The organism is Streptomyces sp. NPDC058045, from assembly GCF_042885635.1.
Classification (GTDB): Bacteria; Actinomycetota; Actinomycetes; order Streptomycetales; family Streptomycetaceae; genus Streptomyces.
Window position 1 is genome coordinate 1 of record NZ_JBHVRR010000013.1, and the last position, 25,418, is coordinate 25,418.

Annotated in this window: 20 protein-coding genes; 12 read left to right on the forward strand and 8 right to left on the reverse strand. The window is 71.4% G+C overall.

Features of this window, described 5'->3' with window-relative positions:
- Nucleotides 1-204 precede the first annotated feature (204 nt).
- The 4 genes from ACFVST_RS10935 (at nucleotide 205) to ACFVST_RS10950 (ending at nucleotide 6,077) form a co-directional block, all read left to right on the forward strand.
- Nucleotides 205-993, forward strand: a complete 789-nt coding sequence (locus tag ACFVST_RS10935) for an ATP-binding cassette domain-containing protein (protein WP_390149056.1) — start codon at nucleotides 205-207, stop codon at nucleotides 991-993.
- Nucleotides 990-2,288 carry a sugar ABC transporter permease gene (locus tag ACFVST_RS10940; RefSeq protein ID WP_390149058.1) on the forward strand — a complete coding sequence of 433 codons (1,299 nt, stop codon included), beginning with the start codon at nucleotides 990-992 and terminating at the stop codon, nucleotides 2,286-2,288. The genes ACFVST_RS10935 and ACFVST_RS10940 overlap by 4 nt, the downstream gene beginning before the upstream one ends.
- Nucleotides 2,289-2,479: 191 nt before the next feature.
- Nucleotides 2,480-4,414, forward strand: a complete 1,935-nt coding sequence (gene dxs, locus ACFVST_RS10945) for a 1-deoxy-D-xylulose-5-phosphate synthase (protein ID WP_390149060.1) — start codon at nucleotides 2,480-2,482, stop codon at nucleotides 4,412-4,414.
- A gap of 157 nt (nucleotides 4,415-4,571) precedes the next feature.
- Nucleotides 4,572-6,077, forward strand: coding sequence for an amino acid permease (locus tag ACFVST_RS10950; RefSeq protein WP_390149062.1), 1,506 nt, complete (start codon nucleotides 4,572-4,574; stop codon nucleotides 6,075-6,077).
- 32 nt (nucleotides 6,078-6,109) lie between these two features.
- Here ACFVST_RS10950 and ACFVST_RS10955 read toward each other — a convergent pair whose 3' ends face one another.
- The 3 genes from ACFVST_RS10955 to ACFVST_RS10965 all read right to left on the reverse strand — a co-directional run bounded on the left by ACFVST_RS10955 (nucleotide 6,110) and on the right by ACFVST_RS10965 (nucleotide 8,960).
- Complete coding sequence (locus ACFVST_RS10955; RefSeq protein WP_390149064.1) at nucleotides 6,110-6,502, reverse strand: NTP pyrophosphohydrolase; 393 nt, start codon at nucleotides 6,500-6,502, stop codon at nucleotides 6,110-6,112.
- A 69-nt stretch (nucleotides 6,503-6,571) separates the two neighbouring features.
- Nucleotides 6,572-7,672 carry an LCP family protein gene (locus ACFVST_RS10960; RefSeq protein WP_390149066.1) on the reverse strand — a complete coding sequence of 367 codons (1,101 nt, stop codon included), beginning with the start codon at nucleotides 7,670-7,672 and terminating at the stop codon, nucleotides 6,572-6,574.
- 346 nt (nucleotides 7,673-8,018) lie between these two features.
- Entirely contained in the window at nucleotides 8,019-8,960 is a 942-nt protein-coding gene (locus ACFVST_RS10965; RefSeq protein ID WP_390149068.1) for a hypothetical protein, read from the reverse strand.
- A 95-nt stretch (nucleotides 8,961-9,055) separates the two neighbouring features.
- Between ACFVST_RS10965 and ACFVST_RS10970 the strand changes: the two genes are divergently transcribed.
- The 5 genes from ACFVST_RS10970 (at nucleotide 9,056) to ACFVST_RS10990 (ending at nucleotide 15,931) form a co-directional block, all read left to right on the forward strand.
- A complete protein-coding gene (locus ACFVST_RS10970) occupies nucleotides 9,056-10,264 on the forward strand; it encodes a CapA family protein (RefSeq protein WP_390149070.1) in 1,209 nt (402 codons plus the stop codon).
- 230 nt (nucleotides 10,265-10,494) lie between these two features.
- Entirely contained in the window at nucleotides 10,495-12,726 is a 2,232-nt protein-coding gene (locus ACFVST_RS10975) for a HAMP domain-containing protein (RefSeq protein WP_390149262.1), read from the forward strand.
- A gap of 7 nt (nucleotides 12,727-12,733) precedes the next feature.
- Nucleotides 12,734-14,362 (forward strand): poly-gamma-glutamate synthase PgsB, encoded by a 1,629-nt coding sequence (gene pgsB / locus ACFVST_RS10980; RefSeq protein WP_390149072.1) that lies wholly within the window; start codon nucleotides 12,734-12,736, stop codon nucleotides 14,360-14,362.
- Nucleotides 14,359-14,841, forward strand: coding sequence for a poly-gamma-glutamate biosynthesis protein PgsC/CapC (locus ACFVST_RS10985; RefSeq protein ID WP_390149074.1), 483 nt, complete (start codon nucleotides 14,359-14,361; stop codon nucleotides 14,839-14,841). Before pgsB ends, ACFVST_RS10985 begins: the two co-directional genes overlap by 4 nt.
- A 19-nt stretch (nucleotides 14,842-14,860) precedes the next feature.
- The gene (locus tag ACFVST_RS10990; protein ID WP_390149076.1) at nucleotides 14,861-15,931 is read left to right on the forward strand and encodes a C40 family peptidase; all 1,071 of its coding nucleotides are present in this window, start codon (nucleotides 14,861-14,863) and stop codon (nucleotides 15,929-15,931) included.
- Nucleotides 15,932-15,997: 66 nt separating this feature from the next.
- Here ACFVST_RS10990 and ACFVST_RS10995 read toward each other — a convergent pair whose 3' ends face one another.
- The 5 genes from ACFVST_RS10995 to ACFVST_RS11015 all read right to left on the reverse strand — a co-directional run bounded on the left by ACFVST_RS10995 (nucleotide 15,998) and on the right by ACFVST_RS11015 (nucleotide 22,721).
- A complete protein-coding gene (locus tag ACFVST_RS10995; protein ID WP_390149078.1) occupies nucleotides 15,998-18,127 on the reverse strand; it encodes a 3-hydroxyacyl-CoA dehydrogenase NAD-binding domain-containing protein in 2,130 nt (709 codons plus the stop codon).
- Nucleotides 18,124-19,344, reverse strand: coding sequence for a thiolase family protein (locus ACFVST_RS11000; protein WP_390149080.1), 1,221 nt, complete (start codon nucleotides 19,342-19,344; stop codon nucleotides 18,124-18,126). Before ACFVST_RS11000 ends, ACFVST_RS10995 begins: the two co-directional genes overlap by 4 nt.
- A 216-nt stretch (nucleotides 19,345-19,560) precedes the next feature.
- Nucleotides 19,561-20,862: an HRDC domain-containing protein gene (locus ACFVST_RS11005; RefSeq protein ID WP_390149082.1), complete on the reverse strand. Its 1,302-nt coding sequence runs from the start codon at nucleotides 20,860-20,862 to the stop codon at nucleotides 19,561-19,563.
- A 135-nt stretch (nucleotides 20,863-20,997) separates the two neighbouring features.
- Nucleotides 20,998-21,660: a LuxR C-terminal-related transcriptional regulator gene (locus tag ACFVST_RS11010; RefSeq protein ID WP_390149084.1), complete on the reverse strand. Its 663-nt coding sequence runs from the start codon at nucleotides 21,658-21,660 to the stop codon at nucleotides 20,998-21,000.
- Nucleotides 21,661-22,037: 377 nt separating this feature from the next.
- The gene (locus ACFVST_RS11015; RefSeq protein WP_390149086.1) at nucleotides 22,038-22,721 is read right to left on the reverse strand and encodes a DUF3000 domain-containing protein; all 684 of its coding nucleotides are present in this window, start codon (nucleotides 22,719-22,721) and stop codon (nucleotides 22,038-22,040) included.
- 149 nt (nucleotides 22,722-22,870) lie between these two features.
- Between ACFVST_RS11015 and hemE the strand changes: the two genes are divergently transcribed.
- The 3 genes from hemE to ACFVST_RS11030 all read left to right on the forward strand — a co-directional run bounded on the left by hemE (nucleotide 22,871) and on the right by ACFVST_RS11030 (nucleotide 25,308).
- Nucleotides 22,871-23,980: a uroporphyrinogen decarboxylase gene (gene hemE / locus ACFVST_RS11020; protein WP_390149088.1), complete on the forward strand. Its 1,110-nt coding sequence runs from the start codon at nucleotides 22,871-22,873 to the stop codon at nucleotides 23,978-23,980.
- Nucleotides 23,981-24,053: 73 nt separating this feature from the next.
- Nucleotides 24,054-24,302, forward strand: coding sequence for a hypothetical protein (locus tag ACFVST_RS11025; protein ID WP_390149090.1), 249 nt, complete (start codon nucleotides 24,054-24,056; stop codon nucleotides 24,300-24,302).
- A 55-nt stretch (nucleotides 24,303-24,357) separates the two neighbouring features.
- Nucleotides 24,358-25,308 (forward strand): AEC family transporter, encoded by a 951-nt coding sequence (locus tag ACFVST_RS11030; RefSeq protein WP_390149092.1) that lies wholly within the window; start codon nucleotides 24,358-24,360, stop codon nucleotides 25,306-25,308.
- Nucleotides 25,309-25,418: the final 110 nt, after the last annotated feature.

Below are 25,418 nucleotides of genomic sequence, written 5' to 3' on the forward strand. Positions count from 1 at the left end.
GTGGTCATTGTATGGGGCCGGGGGGGCCCCCCCCCCAAACACCCCCCCCCGCCGGGGGGGGGCGCCCCCCCCATGGGGGGCCCCCCCACCCCGGGCCCGGGGCACACCCCCCCCCGAGCCGCGGTCCGCCCCCGAGTTCTCGCCCACACCTCCGCGCCCCACCCCGAAGGGCGCGGCATCCCCGCCGGTCAGGCGGCGAAGGAGATGGTTCACGTGTCCGCTACGCCCGTGCTGGCGTTGCGCGGGGTCTCCAAGCGGTTCGGTGCCGTCCAGGCGCTCACCGACGTAGAGCTTGAGGTCCACGCCGGTGAGGTGGTCGCCCTGGTCGGCGACAACGGCGCCGGAAAGTCCACACTGGTCAAGACGATCGCCGGTGTGCACCCCATTGATGAAGGCGCCATCGAATGGGACGGCAGGCAGGTCCGCATCAACCGGCCGCACGACGCCCAGAGCCTGGGCATCGCCACCGTCTACCAGGACCTGGCGCTCTGCGACAACATCGACGTGGTCGGCAACCTGTACCTCGGCCGGGAGCTGCGCAAGCGCGGCGTCCTGGACGAGGTCGAGATGGAGCGCCGCTCCCGGGAGCTGCTCGACACCCTGTCGATCCGGATACCCAGCGTCCGGATCCCCATCGCCTCCCTGTCCGGCGGTCAGCGCCAGACGGTGGCGATCGCCCGCTCCATGCTCGGCGAGCCCCAACTGGTCATCCTGGACGAGCCCACCGCCGCCCTCGGCGTGGAGCAGACCGCCCAGGTCCTCGACCTGGTGGAGCGGCTCCGCGAACGCGGCCACGCCGTGGTCCTCATCAGCCACAACATGGCCGACGTCAAGGCCGTCGCGGACAAGGTCGCGGTGCTGCGGCTGGGCCGCAACAACGGCATCTTCGATGTGAAGTCCACATCGCAGGAAGAGATCATCTCCGCCATCACCGGCGCCACGGACAACGCCGTGACCCGTCGTGCTGCGCGCAACGGGGAGGGCCAGAAGTGAAGTTGGACAAGACCGCCGCGTCCCCGGACGCCGCCGCGGACGGCGTCGGCAACCCGCAGGCCGCCAAGGGCGCCGAGACCGTCGTCGACCCGCGGCTGCTCGTCCGCGAGCACGGCCTCGCGGGCTATCTCACCGAGTTCAAGCGCAAGGTGCGCGGCGGCGACCTCGGGTCCATCCCCGTGGTCCTCGGCCTCGTCATCATCTGGCTCATCTTCCAGAGCCTCAACTCCAACTTCCTCAGCGCGGGCAACCTCACCGACATCTCCATCGCCATGGTCGGCACCGGCATGATCGCCGTCGGTATCGTCTTCGTGCTGCTGCTCGGCGAGATCGACCTGTCGGTCGGCTCGGTCAGCGGTGTCGCGGGCGCCGTCTTCGCGGTGCTCGCCGTCACCCACGGGATGAACGAGTGGCTGGCGCTGCTGCTCGCCATCGTCTCCGGGGCCGTGGCCGGTGCGCTGCACGGCTTCTGCTTCGCCCGCATCGGCGTCCCCGCCTTCGCCGTCACCCTGGCCGGTCTGCTGTTCTGGAACGGCCTGATGCTCCAGGTCCTCGGCGACAACGGCACCATCAACCTGGACTCGGAAGGCGTCGTCGGCCAGCTCACCCGCTACTACTTCTCCGATGTGGCGGCCGCCTACGGGCTGGCGCTCGCGGTGACCGCGCTGTTCTTCGTCACGTCCTTCCTGGACAACCGGCGCCGGCAGGCCGCGGGTGTGCCCTCGCGTCCGCTCAGCGACACCGTGGTGCGGACCGTGCTGCTCGCCGTGGTCTCCTTCGCCGTGGCGATCGTCTACAACCAGAACAAGGGCCTGCCGCTGGCCGTGGTGATCTTCCTCGCGGCGCTGTTCCTCACCGACTTCGTGCTGCGCCGCACCGCCTACGGCCGGAAGGTCTTCGCGCTCGGCGGCAGCGTCGAGGCGTCCCGACGGGCCGGTATCAACGTCGAGTTGATCCGGATCTCGGTGTTCTGCATCGCCGGTGCCTTCGCCGCGCTCGGCGGTATCTTCATCGCCTCCAAGATCGCCGCCGCCAACCAGGGCGCCGGCTCCGGCGACCTGCTGATGAACGCGATCGCGGCGGCCGTCATCGGCGGCACCAGCCTCTTCGGCGGCCGCGGCCGGACCTGGAACGCCCTCCTCGGCGTCCTGGTCATCGTCTCCATCCAGTACGGCCTGGCCCTCCAGGGCATCGCCGCGCCGATCCAGTACATGATCACCGGTGCGGTGCTGCTGGCGACCGTCGTCATCGACGCCGTCACCCGCAAGACCCAGAAGAGCGCGGGCCGCGCCTGACGGCAGTCCCGCCCCGTCGTGCCCCCTGCCGGACCGGCACGGGGCACGGCTGTGCCGTTGGGCACATCCGCGGCTGAAATCACCCGGTGGGCGCCCCCGTGCGGGCTTCCGGCCGCGGGCCGCAGCCGATGAACATTAGACTCGGCTGGCCCGACAAAGCTCCATCGGCTCAATCTGCAAGGAGGCACGGGGTGGCGCTGCTTTCCCGCATCGGCGGACCGCGCGATCTGGACCGACTCAGCCTGGAGGAGCTGGACCAGTTGGCCGGCGAGATCCGGACCTTCCTGGTCGAGGCGGTCTCCAAGACCGGCGGACACCTCGGTCCCAACCTCGGTGTCGTCGAACTCACCATCGCCCTGCACCGCGTCTTCGAGTCCCCCACCGACCGGGTCCTCTTCGACACCGGCCACCAGTCGTATGTGCACAAACTGCTCACCGGCCGGCAGGACTTCTCGGCGCTGCGCGGCAAGGGCGGCCTCTCCGGCTACCCGTCCCGGGCCGAGTCCGAGCACGACGTCATCGAGAACTCGCACGCCTCCACCGTCCTCGGCTGGGCCGACGGGCTCGCCAAGGCCAACCAGGTCCGCGGCACCGGCGCCCAGGTGGCCGCCGTCATCGGCGACGGCGCCCTCACCGGCGGTATGGCCTGGGAGGCGCTGAACAACATCGCCGCCGCCAAGGACCGCCCCCTGGTCATCGTCGTCAACGACAACGAGCGCTCCTACGCGCCCACCATCGGCGGCCTCGCCGACCACCTGGCCACCCTGCGCACCACCGACGGCTACGAGCGCTTCCTCGCCCGCGGCAAGGACATCCTGGAGCGCACCCCCGTCGTCGGCCGCCCCCTCTACGAGACACTGCACGGAGCGAAGAAGGGCCTCAAGGACTTCATCGCCCCGCAAGGCATGTTCGAGGACCTCGGCCTGAAGTACGTGGGGCCCATCGACGGGCACGACATCGAGGCGCTGGAGTCGGCGCTGGCACGGGCCAAGCGGTTCGGCGGGCCCGTCATCGTGCACTGCCTCACCCAGAAGGGCCGCGGCTACGAGCCGGCCGAGCAGGACGAGGCGGACCGCTTCCACGGCATCGGCCCCATCCACCCCGACACGGGGCTGCCGGTCGCCGCCGGCGCCACCGACTGGACGTCCGTCTTCGGCGCGGAGATGGTCAAGCTCGGCCGGGAGCGCGAGGACATCGTGGCGATCACCGCGGCCATGCTCCAGCCCGTCGGGCTCAAGGAGTTCGCCGAGGCGTTCCCCGAGCGCACCTATGACGTGGGCATCGCCGAGCAGCACGCCGCGGTCTCCGCGGCCGGTCTCGCCGCCGGCGGCCTGCACCCCGTCTTCGCCGTCTACGCCACCTTCCTCAACCGCGCCTTCGACCAGCTCCTGATGGATGTGGCGCTGCACCGCTGCGGCGTCACCTTCGTACTGGACCGGGCCGGGGTGACCGGTACCGACGGGGCCTCGCACAACGGGATGTGGGACATGTCGATCCTGCAGTGCGTGCCCGGGCTGCGGATCGCCGCGCCCCGCGACGCCGAGCAGGTCAGGCTCCAACTGCGGGAAGCCGTCGAGGTGTCGGACGCGCCCACCGTGGTCCGCTACTCCAAGGGCGCCGTGGGCCCCGCGGTGGAGGCGGTGGACACCGTCGGCGGGATGGACGTCCTGCGGGCCGCCGGTACGGACACCCCGGATGTGCTGCTGGTGTCGGTGGGGGCGCTGGCCCCGATGTGCCTGGAGATCGCCGGGCTGCTGGAGAAGCAGGGCATCACCACCACCGTGGTCGACCCGCGCTGGGTCAAGCCCGTCGACGAGGCCATGGCACCGCTCGCCGAGCGGCACCGCGTCGTGGTCACCGTCGAGGACAACTCCCGTTCCGGCGGCGTCGGTTCGGCCGTGGCGCAGGCCCTGCGGGACGCCGGGGTCGATATGCCGCTGCGTGACTTCGGCATCCCGCCGCGCTTCCTGGAGCACGCCTCCCGCAAGGAGGTCCTGGCCGAGATCGGGCTCACCGCGCCCGACATCGCCCGCCAGGTCACCGGCCTCGTCTCGAAGCTCGACGGCCTCACCCCGGCTCGTACCCGACCGGTCCACAAGCCCGCCGTGGAGCCCGCCCGGGACTGACCGCCCGCCTTCTCCGACGGCCCCGCCGCCCATGCCCCGGGTGGCGGGGCCGTTCCACGTGCGTGAAAATCCCATAGCCCGGGCATACGTCGTCAAAGCCGGGCACAGGTGCTCTTTCCCGAGCTGCTCGGGTACGACCAGGTGGGAGGTACGGCCGGTGAGCGACAACCTGTTCAGGACGAAGAGCATCGAGCAGTCCATCAGGGACACGGAAGAACCGGAGCACGCACTCAGCAAGTCCCTCTCCGCGCTGGACCTCACCGTCTTCGGTGTCGGCGTCATCATCGGTACCGGCATCTTCGTCCTCACCGGCAAGGTCGCCAAGGAGACCGCGGGCCCGGCGACCGCCCTGGCGTTCGTCGTCGCCGGAGTGGTCTGCGCACTGGCGGCGCTCTGCTACGCGGAGTTCGCCTCCACCGTCCCGGTCGCCGGCTCCGCGTACACCTTCTCCTATGCCTCGCTGGGGGAGTTCCCGGCCTGGATCATCGGCTGGGACCTCATCCTGGAACTGGCGCTGGGCTGCGCCGTGGTCGCCGTCGGCTGGTCCGGGTATGTGCGCTCGCTGATGGACACGGCGGGGGTGGGGCTTCCCTCGGCGCTCAGCGGCACCCACGGCGGCACCTTCGGCTTCGATCTGCTGGCCGCGCTGCTGGTGCTGGTCCTCACCGGAATCCTGGTCGCCGGGATGAAGCTGTCGTCCCGGGTCACCGGGATCATCGTGGCGGTGAAGGTCACCGTGGTCCTGCTGGTGATCATCGTCGGTTCGCTGTACATCACCGGCTCCAACTACCACCCCTTCATCCCGCCCAAGCAGGAGGTGACGGGCGGCGGCGGTCTCAGCGCCCCGCTGATCCAGCTGATGGCGGGCTACACCCCGTCCAACTTCGGGGTGATGGGCATCTTCACCGCGGCCGCCGTGGTCTTCTTCGCGTTCATCGGCTTCGACATCGTCGCCACCGCCGCCGAGGAGACCAAGCTGCCCCAGCGCGACGTCCCGCGCGGCATCCTCGGCTCCCTCTTCATCTGCACCCTGCTGTACGTCGCGGTGTCCGTCGTGGTCACGGGCATGGAGCACTACGACAAGCTCTCCGTGGACGCGCCGCTCGCCGACGCCTTCAAGTCCGTCGGCCATCCGTTCTGGGCGGGCGTGATCAGCTTCGGCGCCGCCGTCGGCCTCACCTCGGTCTGCATGATCCTGCTGCTGGGCCAGACCCGGGTGTTCTTCGCCATGAGCCGCGACGGGCTGCTGCCGCGGGTCTTCTCCAAGGTCCACCCGAGCTTCCGCACGCCGTACCGGTCCACCGTGCTGCTAGGGGTGGTGGTGGCCGTGGTCGCCGGGTTCACCTCGATCGACGTACTCGCCGAACTGGTCAACATCGGCACCCTGTTCGCGTTCGTGGTGGTCGCCCTGGGGGTGGTCATTCTGCGCCGCCGGCGTCCCGATCTGCCCCGCGCCTTCCGCACCCCGCTGGTCCCGCTGGTGCCGGTGCTCTCGGTGATGGCCTCGTTCTGGCTGATGCTGAACCTGCCGGCCGAGACCTGGGTGCGGTTCGCCATCTGGATGGCCATCGGCGTCGTCCTGTACTTCGCCTACGGCCGCGCCCACAGCCGCCTCGGCCTGTCCACCGCCCGGCAGCAGGACGCGGGGACGCCCAACTCCTAGGCATGGCAGGCCAGTTGGGCGCCCGGTGGCCGTCAGGCGCGGGGCGGGCCGTGGACGGTGCGCGGGCCGACGGTGCGGGCGCCCAGGGCCTCGACCCGGCGCCGCAGCCCACGGTCGGCGGTGACCACCACGCAGTCGCGGTCCGCGGACTCGGCCGCCAGCTCCACGATGCGGTCGTCGCCGCTGCCCGCCGCGGCCACCACCCGCACCCCGGGCACCGGCTCCACGCCGCGTGCCGCACCCTCCACGACCAGCACCACCTCCACCGGACCCGGCACCCCGGCCACCCCCTCGCGGGCCCGCGGCACCAGGCTGTCCCGCAGTCGCTCGGCGGCCCCCCGCCGGTCCCGCCACCAGCCGTCCGGTACCGAGCCGACCACATTGGCGGCGTCCACGATCAGTACGGGGGGCGGGGCGGCTGTCACGGTGCGGGTCCTTCGGGGGTGGAGGGGCTCGGTACCCGAAGGCTATGCCGCGGGGCCGGTGCCGGGTGCTCAGCCGCCGGTGGCCGGGGACTTCTTCGCGGACTCGGGGACCGGCTGCCCGGTGTGCAGCGCCTTCCACAACTGCTCGCTCTGCGGGTGCGCGGCCACCACCCGGTTCGGGTCCTGGGTGTCGTAGCGCACCGGCAGCATGATCGTCTCCATGCTGCCCGGGTCGATGCCCTTGAGGCTGCGGCCGAAGCGGGCCAGGTCGGTGAGGGAACCGATACCGGAGTCCGTGGTGAGGGACTTGGTGGCGGCGTCCGCGACCCGGTACAGCTTGCGCGGGGAGCCGAGGACGTCCTGGTGCTGGACCTCGGTGAGCACCGCCAGCAGGAACTTCTGCTGGAGCCCTATCCGCCCGAGGTCGCTGCCGTCGCCGACGCCGTACCGGGTGCGGACGAAGCGCAGGGACTTGGTGCCGTCCAGGCGGTGGGTGCCGGCCTTGAGGTCGAAGCCGCTCTTCGGGTCGTGGATGTCCTCCTCGGTGGTGACCCGCACTCCGCCCAGCGCGTCCACCAGGTCCTTGAAGCCGGCGAAGTCGACCTCCATGTAGTGGTCCATCCGGATACCGGACATCGACTCCACGGTCTTCACCACACAGGCCGGACCGCCCAGCGAGTACACCGAGTTGAACATCTGCCGCCGCGCCTCGGGCAGTTGCCGCCCCTTGCCGGTGGTGCACGCCGGCCGGGTCACCAGGGTGTCGCGGGGGATGCTGACCGCGGTGGCGCGGCTGCGGCCCTCCGGGATGTGCATCACCAGCGCGGTGTCCGAGCGGGCGCCGCTGACATGTCCGGAGTCCAGCTCGGCGTTGGCGCCGGCCCGCGAGTCGGAGCCGAGGACCAGGATGTTCTGGCCGCTGGTCGGCAGCTTCTCCGGGCGGTCCTTGCCGAGGGACTTGTCGATGTCGACGTTGTTCAGATTGGAGTCCAGCCCGTGGTACAGCCACCAGGCAGTGCCACCGAGGGCGAGCACGAGGACCAGCAACGCCAGCAGTACCCAGCGCCACACCCGCCGCCGTCGCGGCGGCCGTTCGGGCCCGCCGTCGTCGGCTCCGCCGTCCTTGCGGTGCGATCCGCCGGCGCCGTGCTCGGTCAGGGTGTGGGACATGGTTGGGGCCTCTCTCCGCTCTCCGGTACCCGATTCGGCCTGGACGGGGCGCGGGTGGGGGGAGGGCCGGCCCGGGGCAACTCCTCGCTGGGTGAGGACTATAGACGGATTTTCGAACGGGTGGCTGGCAGATGGCCTGTTCCAGGGCGGGAATTGGCCGGTGGGGCGCCCGAGTGGTGCCTTCCGTCCTAGGCCGTGTCGTTTGGATCTCCGTGGCGTCGCGGGCCCTGGCACGCACTCTCGCTGCACCGGCGTCCAGTACGAGGGAGTCCGGCCGGCACACCGAGAGCACGCACCAGGACCCGCTCCTTGTTCCACGGAGATCCAAACGACACGGCCTAGTTGTTCACGTCTGGCCGGTCGGGCTGCCGCTGCCGCTGCTGCTGGGGGACGGGGCCGCGGCGTGCGCCCAGCGCGAGGTGACCTCGCTGATCGCCGCCGCCACCCGGTCCGCCCGCTGTGGCCGGGTGCGCTGCTGCGGCGCCAACTCCAGGTGCAGGAACGGCACTTGGTGCGCCGCGGCCCGTCGCCCCTGGACGTTGCTGCGGCCCTCCAGCGGGCAGTCGCGCACCCAGGCACGGCACACATCGAGCCCCCGGCCCCGTAGCGCGTCCGCCAGCTCCCGGCCCTCCGGGCGGGCGGTGCGGCCGGCGCCGGTGGAGGCGATGGCGTCGTAGCGGGGCGCCGAGTCCTGGGCGAAACCGTGGAGTTGGATGCCGGGCAGGCGGCGCGCGGTCAGCTCGGCGACCACCGCGTCGAAGACGGTGTCCCGCCGGTGCGCCATGTCCGCGGTGTCCCCGCGCCCGGCGTCCCGGTGCGCCCCGGCCAGTACCAGCACCCCGCCGGGGCTGCCGCGCAGCACCCGCACCCCGAGCCGCTCGCTGTCCCGGTCCGACACCGGATGCGGCACCTGCACCGACCAGCGGGCCGGTGTCCCGACCGGCAGATAGACGCGGCCCCAGCCGCGGGGCGCCGGGGCGTGCTCGGTGCGGTCGGAAAGCTCCAGGTAACGGCGACCGGTGGTGCGGTCGCTGAGAGGGGTGAGGGTGAGATCGACACCGTCGAGGAGACGGCGGGCGCGGGTCTGCTCACCGTCGAGGAGCAGGCCGACGGCCCGGGCCACGGTGTGCCGCTGCCGTCCCGTGGGCGGGCGGTAGCCGGTGCCGGGACGGAAGGGGGCGGTGAAGGAGGCAACCCTGGCGAGCAGATCGACCTCTTCGGTCGCTGAGGGGGAAGCGGTCGGGCCCGGGCGGTGGTCGCCGGGCCGGGAAGAGCCGCCGATTATCATCGCGGCGACCGCAAGAGACCCGACAACTACCAGGATTGCCGCAATTGTTATCGTCTTTGTCCGGTTCGACCTCATGATTGTATAAAGATAGCCAAGTGATTCCTCGTCCTCTCCGCCGCTCCCTGGCGGCCCGCGCCGCCGCCCTCGCCGTGCTGGCCACCACCGCCGCCTGCGGTCTCGTCCACGACGACACGGCGCGGGGCGCCCGCCCCGACGGCCCGGGCTTCTCGGTGGCCGCGGCGGGCGACATCCTGATCCACCCCCAACTCGTGGAGCAGGCACGCAAGGACGCCAAGACCACCGGCAAGGGGGACCACGGCCTGGACTTCGGGCCGATGATGCGCGGGGTGCGGCCGGTGATCTCCAAGGCCGATCTGGCCGTCTGCCACTTCGAGGCGGTGGCCGGGAAACCGGGCGGCCCCTTCGAGGGCTTCCCCGACTTCCAGGTCCCCCCGCAGATCGCCACCACCGCCAAGGCCATCGGCTACGACACCTGCTCCACCGCCTCCAACCACACCCTGGACCACGGCTACCGGGGCGTCGTCGCCACCCTCGGCGCCCTGGACAAGGCGGGCCTGGGGCACACCGGTTCGGCCCGCAGCGCGGGGGAGGCCGCCAAGCCGCTCATCACCGAGGTCAAGGGCGTCAAGGTGGCCCAACTCTCGTACGCCTTCGGCTTCAACGGCAATGAGATCCCCGCCGGGAAGCCGTGGCTGGCCAACAGGACGGCGTTCAAGGACATCGCCGCGGCCGAGCGGCGGGCCCGCAAGGCGGGTGCGGAGGTGGTCATCCTCAGCATCCACTGGGGCCGCGAGTACCAGTCCGACCCGAGCCGCGGCCAGCTCTCCCTCGCCCGCCGGCTGGCCCGGGAGACCGGCATCGACCTGATCGTCGGGCACCACGCGCATGTGGTGCAGCCCATGGAGAAGGTCGACGGCACCTGGATCGCCTACGGCCTGGGCAACCAGATCGCCCGCCACGATGTGCCCACGGGGCTCACCGAGGAGGGCGTGATCGGCTGGTTCGACTTCACCCGGCGCGGAGGGAGTTGGGCGGTTTCCGCCAGATATGTACCGACTCTGGTGACCGTTCCGCCCGCCCCGGACGACGACGGCCGAAGCCCCGAGCGCGCCGAACGCGAGCACCGGCTGATCGATGTGGCGGCCAGACTGCGCACCGGCGACGGGCTGAGCGCGGGCCAACGCGCCCGCTACCGGCTGGCGTTCGAGCGCACCGAAGGCACCCTGCTGAACCGGGGCGCCGCCCGGGACGGACTGCGCCCGCTGGAGGCGCTCCCGGACTGAGCCGCCGCCGCTGCCGGGAACTGACCGAACATGACGCTCTTATTTCTCAAAGTTCCGTAAAGCTGTACAACTCTTCGCTTCCTGAACAGGTCTCGTTCGCAGGCCGTATCACCAGATGTCTTCTTCGGGTGGTAGGCAAGGCCACCGCCCCCCGCTGTACCTCCTGAGAGGAGCCCCCGTTGGCCGCTTCGCGCCCGAAGCGGCGGCACAAGGTCCGCCGACGAGCCGATATGTCCCTGCTGGGGGGTATACGGCCGCCCATCGCCGTGCTGTCGGTCCTGCTGCTGGCACTCGCCGGAGTGACCGCCCTCACCATCGGCCGGGTCGGCGACCCCCGCGTCCCGGAGGCCGTACGGACCTCGCAGCAGCACTTCGCCGAGGACGGCGCCATCGCGCTGCGCGCCTCCATCGACGAGAGCGTGACCGACCTCACCCGCACCGCGGGCCTCTTCAGCGCCGCGAAGCCGGTGCCCGCCGACGCCGTCCTCGACAAGATCGGCAACGTCTACCAGAAGTGGATGGGCACCGCCGTCGTCGAGATCAAGTCCGGCCAACTCCTCGCCGCCCGCGGCGAGAACGTGCCGCTGACCGTGGTCGACCGCGCCCACCTCGGCGACGAGAACGGCCTCGCACCCCGGATGGTGCGGCTGCCCAACGGCGAGACCAGACTGCTCAGTTTCGCCCTCCTCACCTGGCAGAACCGCCCGCAGCAACTCCTCGTCGCGTCCAGCAGCCTCAAGTTCCCCGGCATCAGCCTCGGCCACTTCCGCTCCATCGCCGTCGTCGACCAGCGCGGCCGCATCCTCAGCAGCGACGGCATCCCCCGCGCCGAGGAACTCGACTCCGACAGCCAGCGGGCCGAGGCCGCCGCCGCCCGCCGGCAGCTCACCGCCTTCGCCGCCACCGCCGCCGAACGCTCCTCCCACAACCCGGTCACCGCCAAGGAGCCCGGCTCCCGCGGCTTCACCGGAGTCAGCGGCAGCCTCCTCGGCGACCGCCACGACGGGGACCGGGCCGTCGCCGGCTACGCGGGACTGGCCAGCGCCCAACCCGGCGAGTCCACCGTCGCCACCGGCCTCGGCCTCAGCGTGGTCGCCATGGTGCCCGTCGCCGAGGACCCCGCCACCGTCACCGACACCGCGTTCGGAGTGATCGCCGCCGGAGCCCTGCTGGTCCTCGGCGCGCTCACCGTCGCCTTCCTCCTCGGCACCGTGCAACGGCCCCTGATCCGGCTGTTCCTGGAGAGCCGCCGCCTCACCCGCGGCGACCTCACCCGCCCGGTGGGCGTCCCCCGCTACGGCGAGGCCGCCCGCGTCGGACACGCCCTGGAACGACTGCGCCGGCAACTCCTCGGCGAACCCTCCGACGAGCAGCAGCCGGCCCGCCGCCGTATCCCGCTCGGCGCCCGCACCCTGGTCGCCGCCGCCGGAGTCCTGCTGCTGCTGTGGTCCGGGCCGCTGATGCTGCTGGTCAACCGGGCCGGCGACGGTGTCGTGGTCCCCCAGCAGCTCGTGGACGACCAGCGGGAGCGCACCGACACCCTCAGCGACCGGGTGCGCCGCGCACTCAACGAGGGCCAGGCCGACCTGACCTCCGTCGCCTCCCTCCTCGGCGACCGCACCCGCCCCGCCGACATGACCGCCGTCCTCGAACGCACCATGACCGAACACGACCGCTACGAGGCCCTCTACGTCCTCGGCGCCGACGGCACCGTGCAGGCCCGCGCCGGGCACCGCCCCCACCTGGACGCCGGAGAGGGCCCCGCCAAGCAGCCGCTGCGGGTGCGCGACGAGCACGGCCGCAAGCCCGTCGTCGTCGGCACAGCGGAACTGCCCGGACGCCACGGGGCCGCCGTGGTGGGGGAGTTCCGCATCGACTTCGTCAACGCGCTGCTGAAACGGCCCGGTCTCGGCCAGGTCCGCATCGTGGACGCCGACCGCCGGGTCGTCGGCGGCAACACCGGCTACCTCGCCTTCCAGAAGCTCCCCGACGGGCGCCTGGACGAACTGGTGCAGGCCGGCAGCGAACGCGCCGGCCGCGGCACCCGCCCCAGCGGCGTCCTCTACCGCCACGGCGAGGACATCGGCCTCGCCGCCGCCGCACCCTTCACCGGCGGCGGCCCGGCCAACGCCCTCGACTGGACGGTGGTCTCCTGGCAGCCCGCCTCCGGCCTCGCCATCCCCGCGTACAGCCTGCAGAACCGCACCGTTCTCGCCGGGCTCCTCGGACTGACCGCGGCCGGCGCCTGCCTCGGCTGGCTGCACATCGTGGTGGTGCGGCCGCTGCGCGCCCTCGCCGGGCAGGCCGAGCGGCTCGCTGACGGGGACCGCCGCACCGTGCTCTTCCCCCGCCACCACGACGAGGTCGGCGCCGTCACCCGCAGCCTGGAACTCCTGCGGCAGCAACTCGCGGGCCGCCAGCGGCGGCGTGAGAGCGCCGCCGCCACCGCCGGAAGGAACTGACCCAGCCGTGCTCTTCCTCTACACCGTGCTGGTGGTGTGCTGCGCCGTGCTCCTGGTCGCCGGCATCGTCGAGCAGCGGCGGCACTTCACCAACCTCGAACTCATACCGACCCGGGTCCTGGTGAACGGCATCCGCGGCAAGTCCTCCATCACCCGGCTCTGCGCCGGCGCCCTGCGCGGCGGCGACCTCACCACCGTCGCCAAGACCACCGGCACCGCCGCCCGCTTCATCCACCCGGACGCCACCGAGGAGCCCGTCTACCGCAAGTTCGGCATCGCCAACGTGGTCGAGCAGATCGGCATCGTCCGCCGGGCCGCCGCCTACCACCCCGACGCCCTGGTCATCGAGTGCATGGCGGTGATGCCGGCGCTCCAGGAGATCAACCAGTCCAAGCTGATCCGCTCCACCATCGGCGTCCTCTGCAACGTCCGCGAGGACCACCTCGCCGAGATGGGCCCCACCCTGGACGACGTGGCCCGCTCCCTGTGCCGGTCCATGCCCGAGGGCGGCATCTGCGTCACCGCCGAGGTCGACCGCTTCCACATCCTCCAGGAGGAGGCCGACGCCCGCGACTGCCGACTCGTGTACGCCGACCCGGAGACGGTCACCGACGAGGAGCTGCGCGGCTTCAGCTGGTTCACCTTCAAGGAGAACGTGGCGATCGCGCTCACCGTCGCCGAACTCCTCGGCGTGGACCGCGCCACCGCCCTGACGGGCATGTACGACGCACCGCCCGACCCCGGGGTGCTCTCCGTGGAGCGCTACGCCACCGAGGACGGCAAGCGGCTCCGCTTCGCCAACGTCTTCGCGGCCAACGACCCCGAGTCGACCCTGATGAACATCAACCAACTGCTCGACCTCGGCGCCATCCACCGGCCGCTGAACGTCGTCATCAACTGCCGCCCCGACCGGGTCGAACGCAACGGGCAGATGGGCGAGTTGATCCCGGACCTCGACCCGGACCAGGTGTTCGTCATCGGCCACCCGGCGAAGTCCGCCATCGACGCCATCCCCGCCGCCCACCGGGACCGCGCCGTCGACCTCGGCGGCGACCGGCGCGACCCGGAGGAGTTCATGGCCCAGCTCCTCGGCCGGCTCGGCCCCGACAGCTCCCTCGTCGCCATCGGCAACATCCACGGGCAGGGCGAAGTCCTCCTGGAGCACCTGGCCGAACTCCCCGCCGACGAAACCCCCGACGAGCCCGGCCGCCCCGGCGAGCCGACCCCGCCCCACCCCGCCTTCCCCGACCAGGCGAACCAGGGCCACCACGACCAGAACCCTGCCGCCTACCCCGTCCAGCACCCCGGCCCCGCCGCCCCGTCCGGCCTCGCCCCGGTCCCCGCCCCCCACCACGCCGACGCCCGGCGCTACGCCCCCTACCTCGACCCGTACCAGCCCTACCCCGAGGCGTACGAGGCCCGGTACACGGCGCAGCACCAGCAGCAGTACCAGCAGCCCCAGTACCACCAGCCCCAGTACCGGCAGCCGTACGAGCCGGTGCCGCAGCCGCCGCCGATCCCCGGGCAGCGCACCCCGCAGTACCGGCCCGCCCCTCAACAGGACGGCGCCCGGGGGCAGTTCGACCCGTACGACGAAGACACCGACCCGTGGCAGCACCCAGGAGAACCGCGTTGATCCCCTCCGTCCTCACCCCCGAGATCGCCGCGGTGGGCATCGCCCTGGGACTGCTGTTCTCCCTGGTCTGCTACCTCACCACCAACCTCTCCCCGGGCGGCATGATCACCCCCGGCTGGCTCGCCCTCACCCTCGTCGAGGACCTTCAGCGGGCCGCCATGGTCGTCGGCATCACCGTGCTCACCTATGTCAGCACCCTGATCATGCAGCGCTTCGTGATCCTCTACGGCAAGCGCCTCTTCGCCGCCGTGGTCCTCACCGGCGTCGTACTCCAGGCCACCGTGATGATCGTGCTCTCCATGGAGTTCCCCCTGATGTACGGGAACCAGACCCTCGGCTTCATCGTGCCCGGCCTCATCGGCTACCAGCTCGTCCGCCAGCCCAAGGGAGCCACCCTCCTCGCCACCGGCTCGGTGACGCTGATGGCCTATGTCGTCCTCACCGCCGGAATCCTCCTCGGCTTCATGCCGTCCGCCTGAACCACCCGGAGTCGACCTGATGAGCGCCAAGAAGAAACGACCCGTACTGCACGCGCTGACCGTCGTCGCCCTGCTCGGCGGCAGCGCGTACCTCACCGTGGAACTCCGCGAGGACGAGCAGGCCAAGGCACCCGAGGCGCAGACCGTCACCGACAACCCCCTGCTGGAGTCCAGCACCGGGGACAAGGGCGGGGCCCAGAAGTGGGAGCGGCTGGGCCACCCGGCGCGCTCCGTGCTCCGCGGCGCCAAGGGCCAGGTCCTGGCCACCTTCACCGACGACGCCCGCACCGCCACCCTCAAGGGCCCCGGACGCACCTTCGCCGAACCGGCCAACACCAAGTCCCGTGTGGTCAGCGACGACTGGGTGCGGCTGATGCCCGAGCCCTGGCGCAAGGGCGCCGAACGGGAGAAGTGGTTCAAGGACTGGTTCAAGGAGTTCTACGGCAGCGAGGAGGACGACCTCTTCGCCTACGCCTTCCAGTACACCCAGGGCGCCCCGGTCAAGAAGGACGACGAGGGCGTCGCCTACGCAGGCGACGCCAACTTCGGCCCGCTCAACCCCAACGGCAGCGAGGGCAACGACCTCCGTGACGAACTCTCCGACTTCTTCGACTACCTGGGCACCCCGTACACCTTCCGCGACGGCACCTCGCGGCGGCCCGACCCGCGCCGCGCCCGCTCCGTGGACTGCTCCGGATTCCAGCGCCTCATCTGGGGCTACCGCGCCCGCTACCCGCTGATGTCCTCCGACAAGAACGGCGACGGGCTGCCCCGCACCGCCAACGGCATGGCCCGCTCCAAGCTCGGCGCCGACGTCCTGCCACTCAACGGAATCTCCCCCGCCGACCGGCCCACCTCCATCGACCGGCTGCAACCGGGCGATCTGGTCTTCTTCAAACTGGACCGGCGCACCGGCCAACGCCTCGACCACGTGGGGATGTTCATGGGCCACGACACCGACGGCCACATGATCTTCGTGTCCAGCCGCGAGGAGGTCAACGGACCCACCATCGGCGACAAGGGCGGCACATCCCGCCTCGACGGCAACGGCTACTACGCCGCCACCCTCCGCAGCGCCAAACGCCTCTGAACGCAACAGAACCGGGGGCCGTACGGAGTCAAGTCCCGTACGGCCCCCGGGCGTTGCCCATGCGCGTTACGCGGGGACGCTCGCCACTCCCGGCTCCAGGAAGGGCTTGCCGTTGACCCGCTCGCTGACGCCCGACCGGTCCAGGTACGGCGTGACGCCGCCCAGGTGGAAGGGCCAGCCGGCGCCGGTGATCAGGCACAGGTCGACGTCCTGCGCCTCGGCGACCACCCCCTCGTCGAGCATCAGCCCGATCTCCTGGGCGACCGCGGCCAGCACCCGTTCCAGGGTCTGCTCCTCGGTGAGGACGCTGTCGCCCTGCTGGAGGAGCGCGGCGACCTCCGGGTCCAACTCCGGGCGCCCGCTGTCGTACACGTAGAAGCCGCGCTTGCCGGCCTCCACCACCGCCTTCAGGTTGGGGGAGACGGTGAAGCGGTCCGGGAAGGCGGTGTGCAGTGTCTCGGAGACATGCAGCCCGATCGCGGGGCCGACCAGCTCCAGCAGCACCAGCGGCGACATCGGCAGGCCGAGCGGCTCCACCGCACGCTCCGCGACCTCGACCGGGGTGCCCTCGTCGATGACGTTCTGGATCTCGCCCATGAAGCGGGTCAGGATGCGGTTGACGACGAACGCCGGGGCGTCCTTCACCAGGACCGCGGTCTTCTTCAGCTTCTTCGCCACGGCGAACGCGGTGGCCAGCGAGGCGTCGTCGGTCCGCTCGCCGCGGACGATCTCCAGCAGGGGCAGCACCGCCACCGGGTTGAAGAAGTGGAAGCCGACGACCCGCTCCGGGTGCTTCAACTGCGCGGCCATCTCCGACACCGACAGCGAGGAGGTGTTGGTGGCGAGGATCGCGTGCTCCGGGGCGACCGCCTCGACCTCCGCGAACACCTTCTGCTTGACGCCGATCTCCTCGAACACCGCCTCGATGACGAAGTCCGCGTCGGCGAAGCCCTCCGCCTTGTCCAGCACACCGGTCACCAGCGCCTTCAGGCGGTTGGCCTTGTCCTGGTTGATCCGGCCCTTGCCGAGCAGCTTGTCGATCTCGCCGTGCACATAGCCCACGCCCTTGTCGACGCGCGCCTGGTCGATGTCGGTGAGCACCACCGGCACCTCAAGGCGGCGCAGGAAGAGCAGCGCCAACTGCGAGGCCATCAGACCGGCCCCGACCACGCCCACCTTGGTGACCGGGCGCGCCAGGCTCTTGTCCGGGGCGCCGGCCGGCCGCTTGGCCCGCTTCTGCACCAGGTTGAACGAGTAGATGCCGCTGCGGAGTTCACCGCTCATGATGAGGTCGGCGAGCGCCCGGTCCTCGGCGTCGAAGCCCTGCTGGAGGTCGCCGTTCTTCGCCTCGGCGATGATGTCCAGCGCCCGGTACGCGGCGGGCGCGGCGCCGTGCACCTTGCTGTCCGCGATCTCCCGGCCGCGTGCCACCGCCTGGTCCCAGGCCTCGCCGCGGTCCACCTCGGCGCGGACCACCTCGGTCCCGCCGTTCAGCACGGACGCCGTCCAGTGCAGCGACTGCTCCAGGAAGTCGGCGCCCTCGAACAGCGCGTCCGCGATGCCGAGTTCATGCACCTGGGCGCCCTTGAGCTGACGGTTCTGGTTCAGCGAGTTCTCGATGACGACCGTGACGGCGCGGTCGGCGCCGATCAGGTTCGGCAGCAGGGTGCAGCCACCCCAGCCGGGCACCAGACCGAGGAACACCTCGGGCAGCGAGAACGCCGGCACCGCCTTGGACACCGTGCGGTAGGTGCAGTGCAGCCCGATCTCCACACCGCCGCCCATGGCGGCGCCGTTGTAGTACGCGAAGGTCGGCACCGCCAGGCCGGAGAGCCGCTTGAAGACGTCGTGGCCGCCCTTGCCGATGGCGAGCGCGTCCTCGTGCCGCTTCAGCAGCTCGACGCCCTTGAGGTCGGCGCCCACCGCGAAGATGAACGGCTTGCCGGTGACGCCGACACCGACGATGGAGCCCTCCGCGGCCTCCTTCTCGACCTGGTCGATCGCCGTGTTGAGGTTGGCCAGCGACTGCGGGCCGACGGTGGTCGGCTTGGTGTGGTCGAAGCCGTTGTCGAGGGTGATCAGCGCGAACCGGCCCGCGCCATCCGGCAGATCGAGGTGGCGTACGTGCGCCTCGGTGACGACCTCGTCGGGGAAGAGCGCGGCGGCGCCCGTCAGGAGTTCGGCGGTGGTGCTCACTTGGTGCCTCCATCGAAGTGCGGGTTCTCCCAGACGACCGTGGCGCCCATGCCGAAGCCCACACACATGGTGGTCAGGCCGTAGCGCACGTCCGGCTGCTCCTCGAACTGCGCGGCGAGCTGCGTCATCAGCCGCACCCCGGAGGAGGCCAGCGGGTGGCCGAACGCGATGGCGCCGCCGTACTGGTTGACGCGGGTGTCGTCGTCGGCGATGCCGTAGTGGTCGAGGAAGGCGAGGACCTGGACCGCGAAGGCCTCGTTGATCTCGAAGAGGCCGATGTCCGACATGGAGAGACCGGCCTTGGCGAGCGCCTTCTCGGTGGCCGGGATCGGCCCGTAGCCCATCACCTCAGGCTCGACACCCGCGAAGGCGTACGACAACAGCCGCATCCTCACCGGCAGTTGGTGCTCGCGGGCGAAGTCCTCGGCGGCGATGACGGAGGCGGTCGCGCCGTCGTTGAGACCGGCGGAGTTGCCCGCGGTGACCCGGCCGTGCGGACGGAACGGCGTCTTCAGACCGGCCAGCGACTCCAGGGTGGTGCCCGGGCGCATCGGCTCGTCCTCGGTGGCGAGGCCCCAGCCGGTCTCACCGCCCTCGGGCGTGGTGCGGCGCACCGAGATCGGCACCAGATGCTGCTGGATCTTCCCGTTGGCGTAGGCCTTCGCGGCCTTCTCCTGCGAGCGCACGGCGTACTCGTCGGCGCGCTGCTTCGACAGGTGCGGGAAGCGGTCGTGCAGGTTCTCCGCGGTCATGCCCATGAAGAGGGCGGACTCGTCCACGAGCTTCTCGCTGACGAACCGCGGGTTCGGGTCGACGGCCTCGCCCATCGGGTGCCGGCCCATGTGCTCGACACCGCCGGCGATCACCGCGTCATAGGCGCCGAAGGCGATGGAGCCCGCGGTGGTGGTGACCGCGGTCAGCGCGCCCGCGCACATCCGGTCGATGGAGTAGCCCGGCACGGACTGCGGCAGCCCCGCGAGAATCCCCGCGGTACGCCCCAGGGTGAGCCCCTGGTCGCCGATCTGGGTGGTGGCGGCGACGGCCACCTCGTCGATCTTCGCCGGGTCGAGGTTCGGGTTGCGGCGCAGCAGTTCCCGGATGGACTTCACCACGAGATCATCGGCACGGGTCTCGTGGTAGATGCCCTTCGGGCCCGCTTTGCCGAACGGGGTGCGGACGCCGTCGACGAAGACGACGTCCCTGACGGTACGAGGCACGATTGGCTCTCCTCCAGATGCGGGGTGCACTGCTGCGCGGGGCACGCCGGGACGCGCCGGACCGCTGTACCGCCATGCTACTTACGGGTAACCAAAGGCGACAGTCCTGCCCGCCCAAGCGGCGTAAGTCACACCGGAAAAGGCGTCGCCGCGGGCGGTGCGGCGCCCAGCGCGGTGCCTGTCCCAGCAGGGAACGGCACCGCGCGAGGTCCGCCGCTACTCCGGCGTCGCGGCGAGTGCGGCGACCAGGAGAGGGGTGACCTGCTCGATCTGCCAGGGGCGGGCGCCGTGGGTGGTGAGCGCTTCGGCCACCGCGTCCGCGGTCGCCTCGGCGGGCGGCTCCCAGCAGACCCGGCGCACCGTGTCCGGGGTGATCAGATTCTCCTGCGGCAGATTCAGCTCCTCGGCGAGCGCCGACACCCCCGCCCGCGCCGCCGACAGCCGGGCCGCGGCCACCGGGTCCTTGTCCGCCCAGGCACGCGGCGGCGGGGGACCGGACACCGACTGACCAGGCTGCGGCAGCTCCGTCTCACGGAGCGCCCGCGCCCGGTCCACCGCGGCCTGCCACTGTTCCAACTGCCGCTTGCCGGACCGGTGTCCGAAGCCGGGCAGCCTGCTCAGCGCCTGGACGTCGGCCGGCATGGCCAGGGCCGCCTCGACGATCGCCGCGTCCCCCAGCACCTTGCCGGGGGAGATGTCGCGGCGCTGCGCGATCCGGTCCCGGGCCTGCCACAGCTCCCGCACCACCGCCATCTGACGGCGACGGCGCACCTTGTGCATCCCGGAGGTACGGCGCCAGGGGTCCTTGCGGGGCGGGGCGGGCGGGGCCGCGGCGATCGCGGCGAAGTCCTGCCGGGCCCACTCCAGCTTGCCCTGCCGGTCCAACTCCTTCTCCAGCGCGTCCCGCAGATCCACCAGCAGCTCCACGTCCAGAGCGGCATAGCGCAGCCACGGCTCGGGCAGCGGGCGGGTGGACCAGTCGACCGCCGAGTGCCCCTTCTCCAGTACAAAGCCCAGGACGTTCTCCACCATGGCGCCCAGGCCCACCCGCGGGAAGCCCGCGAGCCGGCCGGCCAGCTCGGTGTCGAACAGCCGGGTCGGCAGCAGCCCTATCTCCCGCAGACACGGCAGGTCCTGGGTGGCGGCGTGCAGCACCCACTCGGTGTCCGCGATGACCGCGCCCAGCCCGGACAGATCGGGGCAGGCCACCGGGTCGATCAGCGCACTGCCCGCGCCCTCGCGCCGCAACTGCACCAGATACGCGCGCTGCCCGTAGCGGTAACCGGAGGCCCGCTCGGCGTCCACCGCGATCGGCCCGTGCCCTGCGGCGAAGGCCTCGATCGCGTCCGCCAGCGCCGCCGCGTCGGAGATCACCGGGGGGATGCCCTCGCGGGGTTCGAGCAGGGGGACCGCCGTCCTGTCCGGTGCCTCGGGGCCGTCGGCTGCCGTCGGCTGCCGTCCAGGGTCCCCGTGAGTGCGCGGTGCGCTGTCGTGTGCGGATTCTTGGGCGTCGGTCACCGGTCCAGGGTATCCGCCGGATCTGACAGTCCGCCGACATGTGCCGGCACCCGCCTGCGGGTGGGCCGCCGACGGGTGCCGTGGGGGTTCGGGCCGGCCCTGCGGGGGCCGGGACGGTCAGTGGATTCGGTGGATTCAGTGGATGATGCCGGTGCGCAGGGCCACCGCGACCATTCCGGCGCGGTCGCCGGTGCCGAGCTTGCGCGCGATACGGGCCAGGTGGCTCTTGACGGTCAGTGCGGACAGGCCCATCGAGACGCCGATGGCCTTGTTCGACTGGCCCTCCGCCACCAGCCGCAGCACCTCGACCTCGCGGCCCGACAGCTCCCGGTAGCCGCCCGGGTGGCTCGGGGTACCCGGGGGGCGGCGGTGCATACGGGCCGCCGCGGCACCGATGGGGGCGGCGCCGGGACGGGTGGGCAGGCCGATGTTGGTACGGGTGCCGGTGACGACATAGCCCTTGACGCCGCCCGCGAGGGCGTTGCGTACGGCGCCGATGTCGTCGGCCGCGGAGAGCGCGAGGCCGTTGGGCCAGCCCGCGGCACGGGTCTCGGACAGCAGGGTGAGCCCGCTGCCGTCGGGAAGGTGGACGTCGGCAACGCAGATGTCGCGCGGGTTGCCGATTCGGGGGCGGGCCTCCGCGATGGACGACGCCTCGATGACGTCGCGTACGCCGAGGGCCCACAGATGGCGGGTGACGGTGGAGCGGACCCGGGGGTCGGCCACCACCACCATGGCGGTCGGCTTGTTCGGGCGGTAGGCGACCAGGCTTGAGGGCTGCTCAAGGAGAACGGACACCAGGCCTCCTGGGGTGTGGGGACGGGGGGCCGGCTCTGGGGAGGTGAGCCGGGGCGAACCGTGATTTCAAGGTCACAAACCTCTTCGGCACTGCATCCACCTGGCTTTAGGGGTGATCACGATAGGGGGAGTAATAATTCGATCAATTTCGATTGATAACGAATCATTCGCACGCATGATCGATCAATGAGGTGCGATACGGAGGTCAGATTTCGGCCAGTCCGTCGCACGTCATGGGCAACGCCCAGCTCAGCGGCCCGCAGTGACGGGCACGAGCAACGCCCCCGGCGTATGTGCCGGGGGCGTGCGCCGGTGCCCGAGTCTCGCGCGCCCCGCGCCTGGGCGAGTGCGCGCGGAGGGCTCGTACACCCGGATGGTCAGTGCGCCTGTGGTCCCCGGCGCTGGGGCAGTGTCACCACGGAGCCGTCCGCGGGACCTGTCGGCGGCAGCCCCGCGACCTGGCACAGCAGATCGCACCAGCCCGCCAGATGCGCCGCCGCGTCCGGCACACCCAGCGCACCCTCACGCGGCGACCAGGACGCCCGGATCTCGATCTGCGAGGCCGCCGGCCGCTGCGACAGCCCCCCGAAGTAGTGCGAGGCGGCCCGCGTCACCGTCCCGCTGGGCTCCCCGTACGACAGGCCGCGGGCGCCCAGTGCGCCCGTCAGCCAGGACCAGCACACCTCGGGCAGCAGCGGATCGGCCGCCATCTCCGGCTCCAGTTCGGCGCGCACCAGCGTCACCAGCCGGAAGGTGCCGTGCCAGCCCTCGTGCCCCGCCGGGTCGTGCAGCAACACCAGCCTGCCGTCGGCGAGTTCGTCCTCGCCCTCCACCACCGAGGCCTCCAACGCATGGGCGTACGGGGCGAGTCGGCGCGGCGGGGGTACCGGTTCGATCTCCACCTGCGGTCTCAGCCGGGCCGCCCCCAGGGCTTCGACGGCGGAGCGGAACGGTGGCGGAACCGCGTCCGCCGACTCGCTCGGTGACCCCTTCGCACCCTCTGTCGCCCTTCCGTTCGTTCCGTCAGCGCCGTCCGACAGTCGTCCCTGAGCCGCAGCCATGCCGGGAAGAGTAAGGGGAAGCGGCCGTGTCCGCAGGGAAGGACACCCTCCGCGGGTACGGGCTGTCCGGATCCTGCCTTTCCGGGGCCGAAGCACCCGGCTCCGGCCCGCGCCGAGGCCCCCGCCGGCCTCATGCGAGACTTTGGCGTGTGAGCGCCAACGACAGCCTTCGGGGCCAGCAGCAGACCGAGACCCGCGACCTCCCGGACAGCCGGGACGACCTCCGGGACGGTCTGAGGAACTCGGCTTTCCTGAAGGCGTGCCGCCGGGAGCCGGTGCCGCACACCCCGGTCTGGTTCATGCGGCAGGCGGGCCGCTCGCTGCCCGAGTACCGCAAGGTCCGCGAGGGCATCGGAATGCTGGACTCGTGCACCCGGCCGGAGCTGGTCACCGAGATCACCCTCCAGCCGGTACGCCGCCACGGAGTCGACGCCGCGATCTACTTCAGCGACATCGTGGTACCGCTCAAGGCCATCGGGATCGACCTGGACATCAAGCCCGGCGTCGGCCCCGTCGTCGAACAGCCCGTCCGCACCCGCGCCGACCTGGAGGGGCTGCGCGACCTCACCCCCGAGGACGTCTCCTACGTCACCGAGGCCATCGGTCTGCTCACCGCCGAGCTGGGCACCACCCCGCTGATCGGCTTCGCCGGTGCGCCCTTCACTCTGGCCAGCTACCTCGTGGAGGGCGGCCCGTCCCGCAACCACGAGCACACCAAGGCCCTGATGTACGGCGACCCGCAGCTCTGGGCGGAGTTGCTGGACCGCCTCGCCGAGATCACCGCCGCCTTCCTGAAGGTGCAGATCGAGGCCGGGGCGAGCGCCGTGCAGCTCTTCGACTCCTGGGTGGGCGCACTCGCCCCCGCCGACTACCGGCGCTCGGTGCTGCCCGCCTCCACCAAGGTCTTCGACGCGGTCGCCGGGTACGGGGTGCCGCGGATCCACTTCGGCGTCGGCACCGGTGAACTCCTCGGCGCGATGGGCGAGGCGGGGGCGGACGTCGTCGGCGTCGACTGGCGGGTGCCGCTGGACGAGGCGGTGCGCCGGGTCGGCCCCGGCAAGGCACTCCAGGGCAATCTGGACCCTGCCGTGCTGTTCTCCTCCACCGAGGCGGTACAGGAGAAGACCCGCGAGGTGCTGACCGCGGCGGCTAACCTCCCCGGCCACATCTTCAACCTCGGCCACGGCGTACTGCCCACCACCCCCCCGGACGCCCTCACCCGCCTCGTCGCCCACGTCCACGAGGCGACGGCTCGCTAGTCCGTACCGTTCGGATCTCCGCCGCCCCTCGCCCGAGTACGCGCCGGTCGAGTCCAAGGCCGCCGGTGACCACATGATCGGCACCGTCTCCAAGAACGAGGCACCGCGCGCCGGACACGACGACGCCCTGCTTCTCGACGACCGCGGCACCTTCGTTGAGGACACCAGCCTCCCCGCCGCGCGGATCGACCGGCACGCCTACGAGCTGTCCGGCACCAAGACCATCGCCACCTTGATCAAGGGCTACCGGGACCTGGTCGACGGCCGCGGCGACATGGCAGCGCCCGATGTGTGGGCCACGGCGCCGACGGCACGGCAGTAGCAGCACGGCACCAGGGTCCTGCCGGGTGGGGTCCGCGACAGCAGGGGGCAGGTCCATGGGGGCGCTGGAAGCGCTGGAGAAACTGGCACCGGTGGTGCTGGCCTTCGGATGCGGGGTCGTCCTCGCCCGTCGCAAGGTGGTGCCAGCCGAGAGCTCCAAGGTCTTCGCCGACTACGCCTTCCTCTTCGCCGTCCCCTGCTACCTCTTCGGCAACGTCTACACCAGCGACCTCGCCCAGCTCTTCAACTGGCGTGCGCTCACCGGCCATGCGGCCGCCGCGGCCCTCGCCGTCGTCCTGGTCACCGCGCTCTGCTGGACGACGGGGGTGCGTGAACCGCGCCAGGTGGCGCTGCGCATCATGGCGGCGATCCAGGTCAACACGGCCTACTTCGCGGTGCCCGTGTTCATCATGCTGTTCGGCGACGCCGCCCCGATCTTCCCGGTCCTCCTCTTCCAAGTCTGCGTACTGTCCCTGGTGATCATCTCGACCATGGAACTGGGCCGTTCCGACCGCACCGGAGGCCCGGCGCGCAAACTCGGCAGCGCCGTCGCCGCCTCACTGCTGACCCCCGTGGTGATCGCCTGCAACGCCGGCATCGCGCTCAATCTGCTGTCCCTGCACCTGCCGCAGGTGGCGCTCGACAGCTTCGCCTTCGTCGGCGACAGCGCCTCACCGGTGGCGCTGTTCGCCCTCGGCCTGCACCTGGGCGGCTCCGGCCTGGAGGTGCGGGGGACGACCCGCGAGGAGATATGGCTGATCGCCTTCAAATGCGTGGCCTTCCCGCTGGTGGCCTACGCGGTCTGCCGCTACGGCTTCGGAGTCGACGGCGAGTGGCTGAACTACCTGGTCCTGATCGCCGCGATGCCCGCCCCGCAGAACCTGTTCATCTTCGCCCAGCGCTACGACGTGAGCGTGGACATGTCCGCCGCCCTCGTCATCAAAAGCTCGGCCGTCGCCCTGGTGCTGCTCCCGCTGTGGATGCAGTGGGTCGCGCACTCGGGCTGAGGCCACCCGCCCCGGAGTTGGACGAGGCCATGGTGGTCGAGATCCGCCAGGCGGTCCTCGACCACCGTGTGGTCTTTCCCTGCCAGTTCGCCTCCACCGACTTCGCCCCT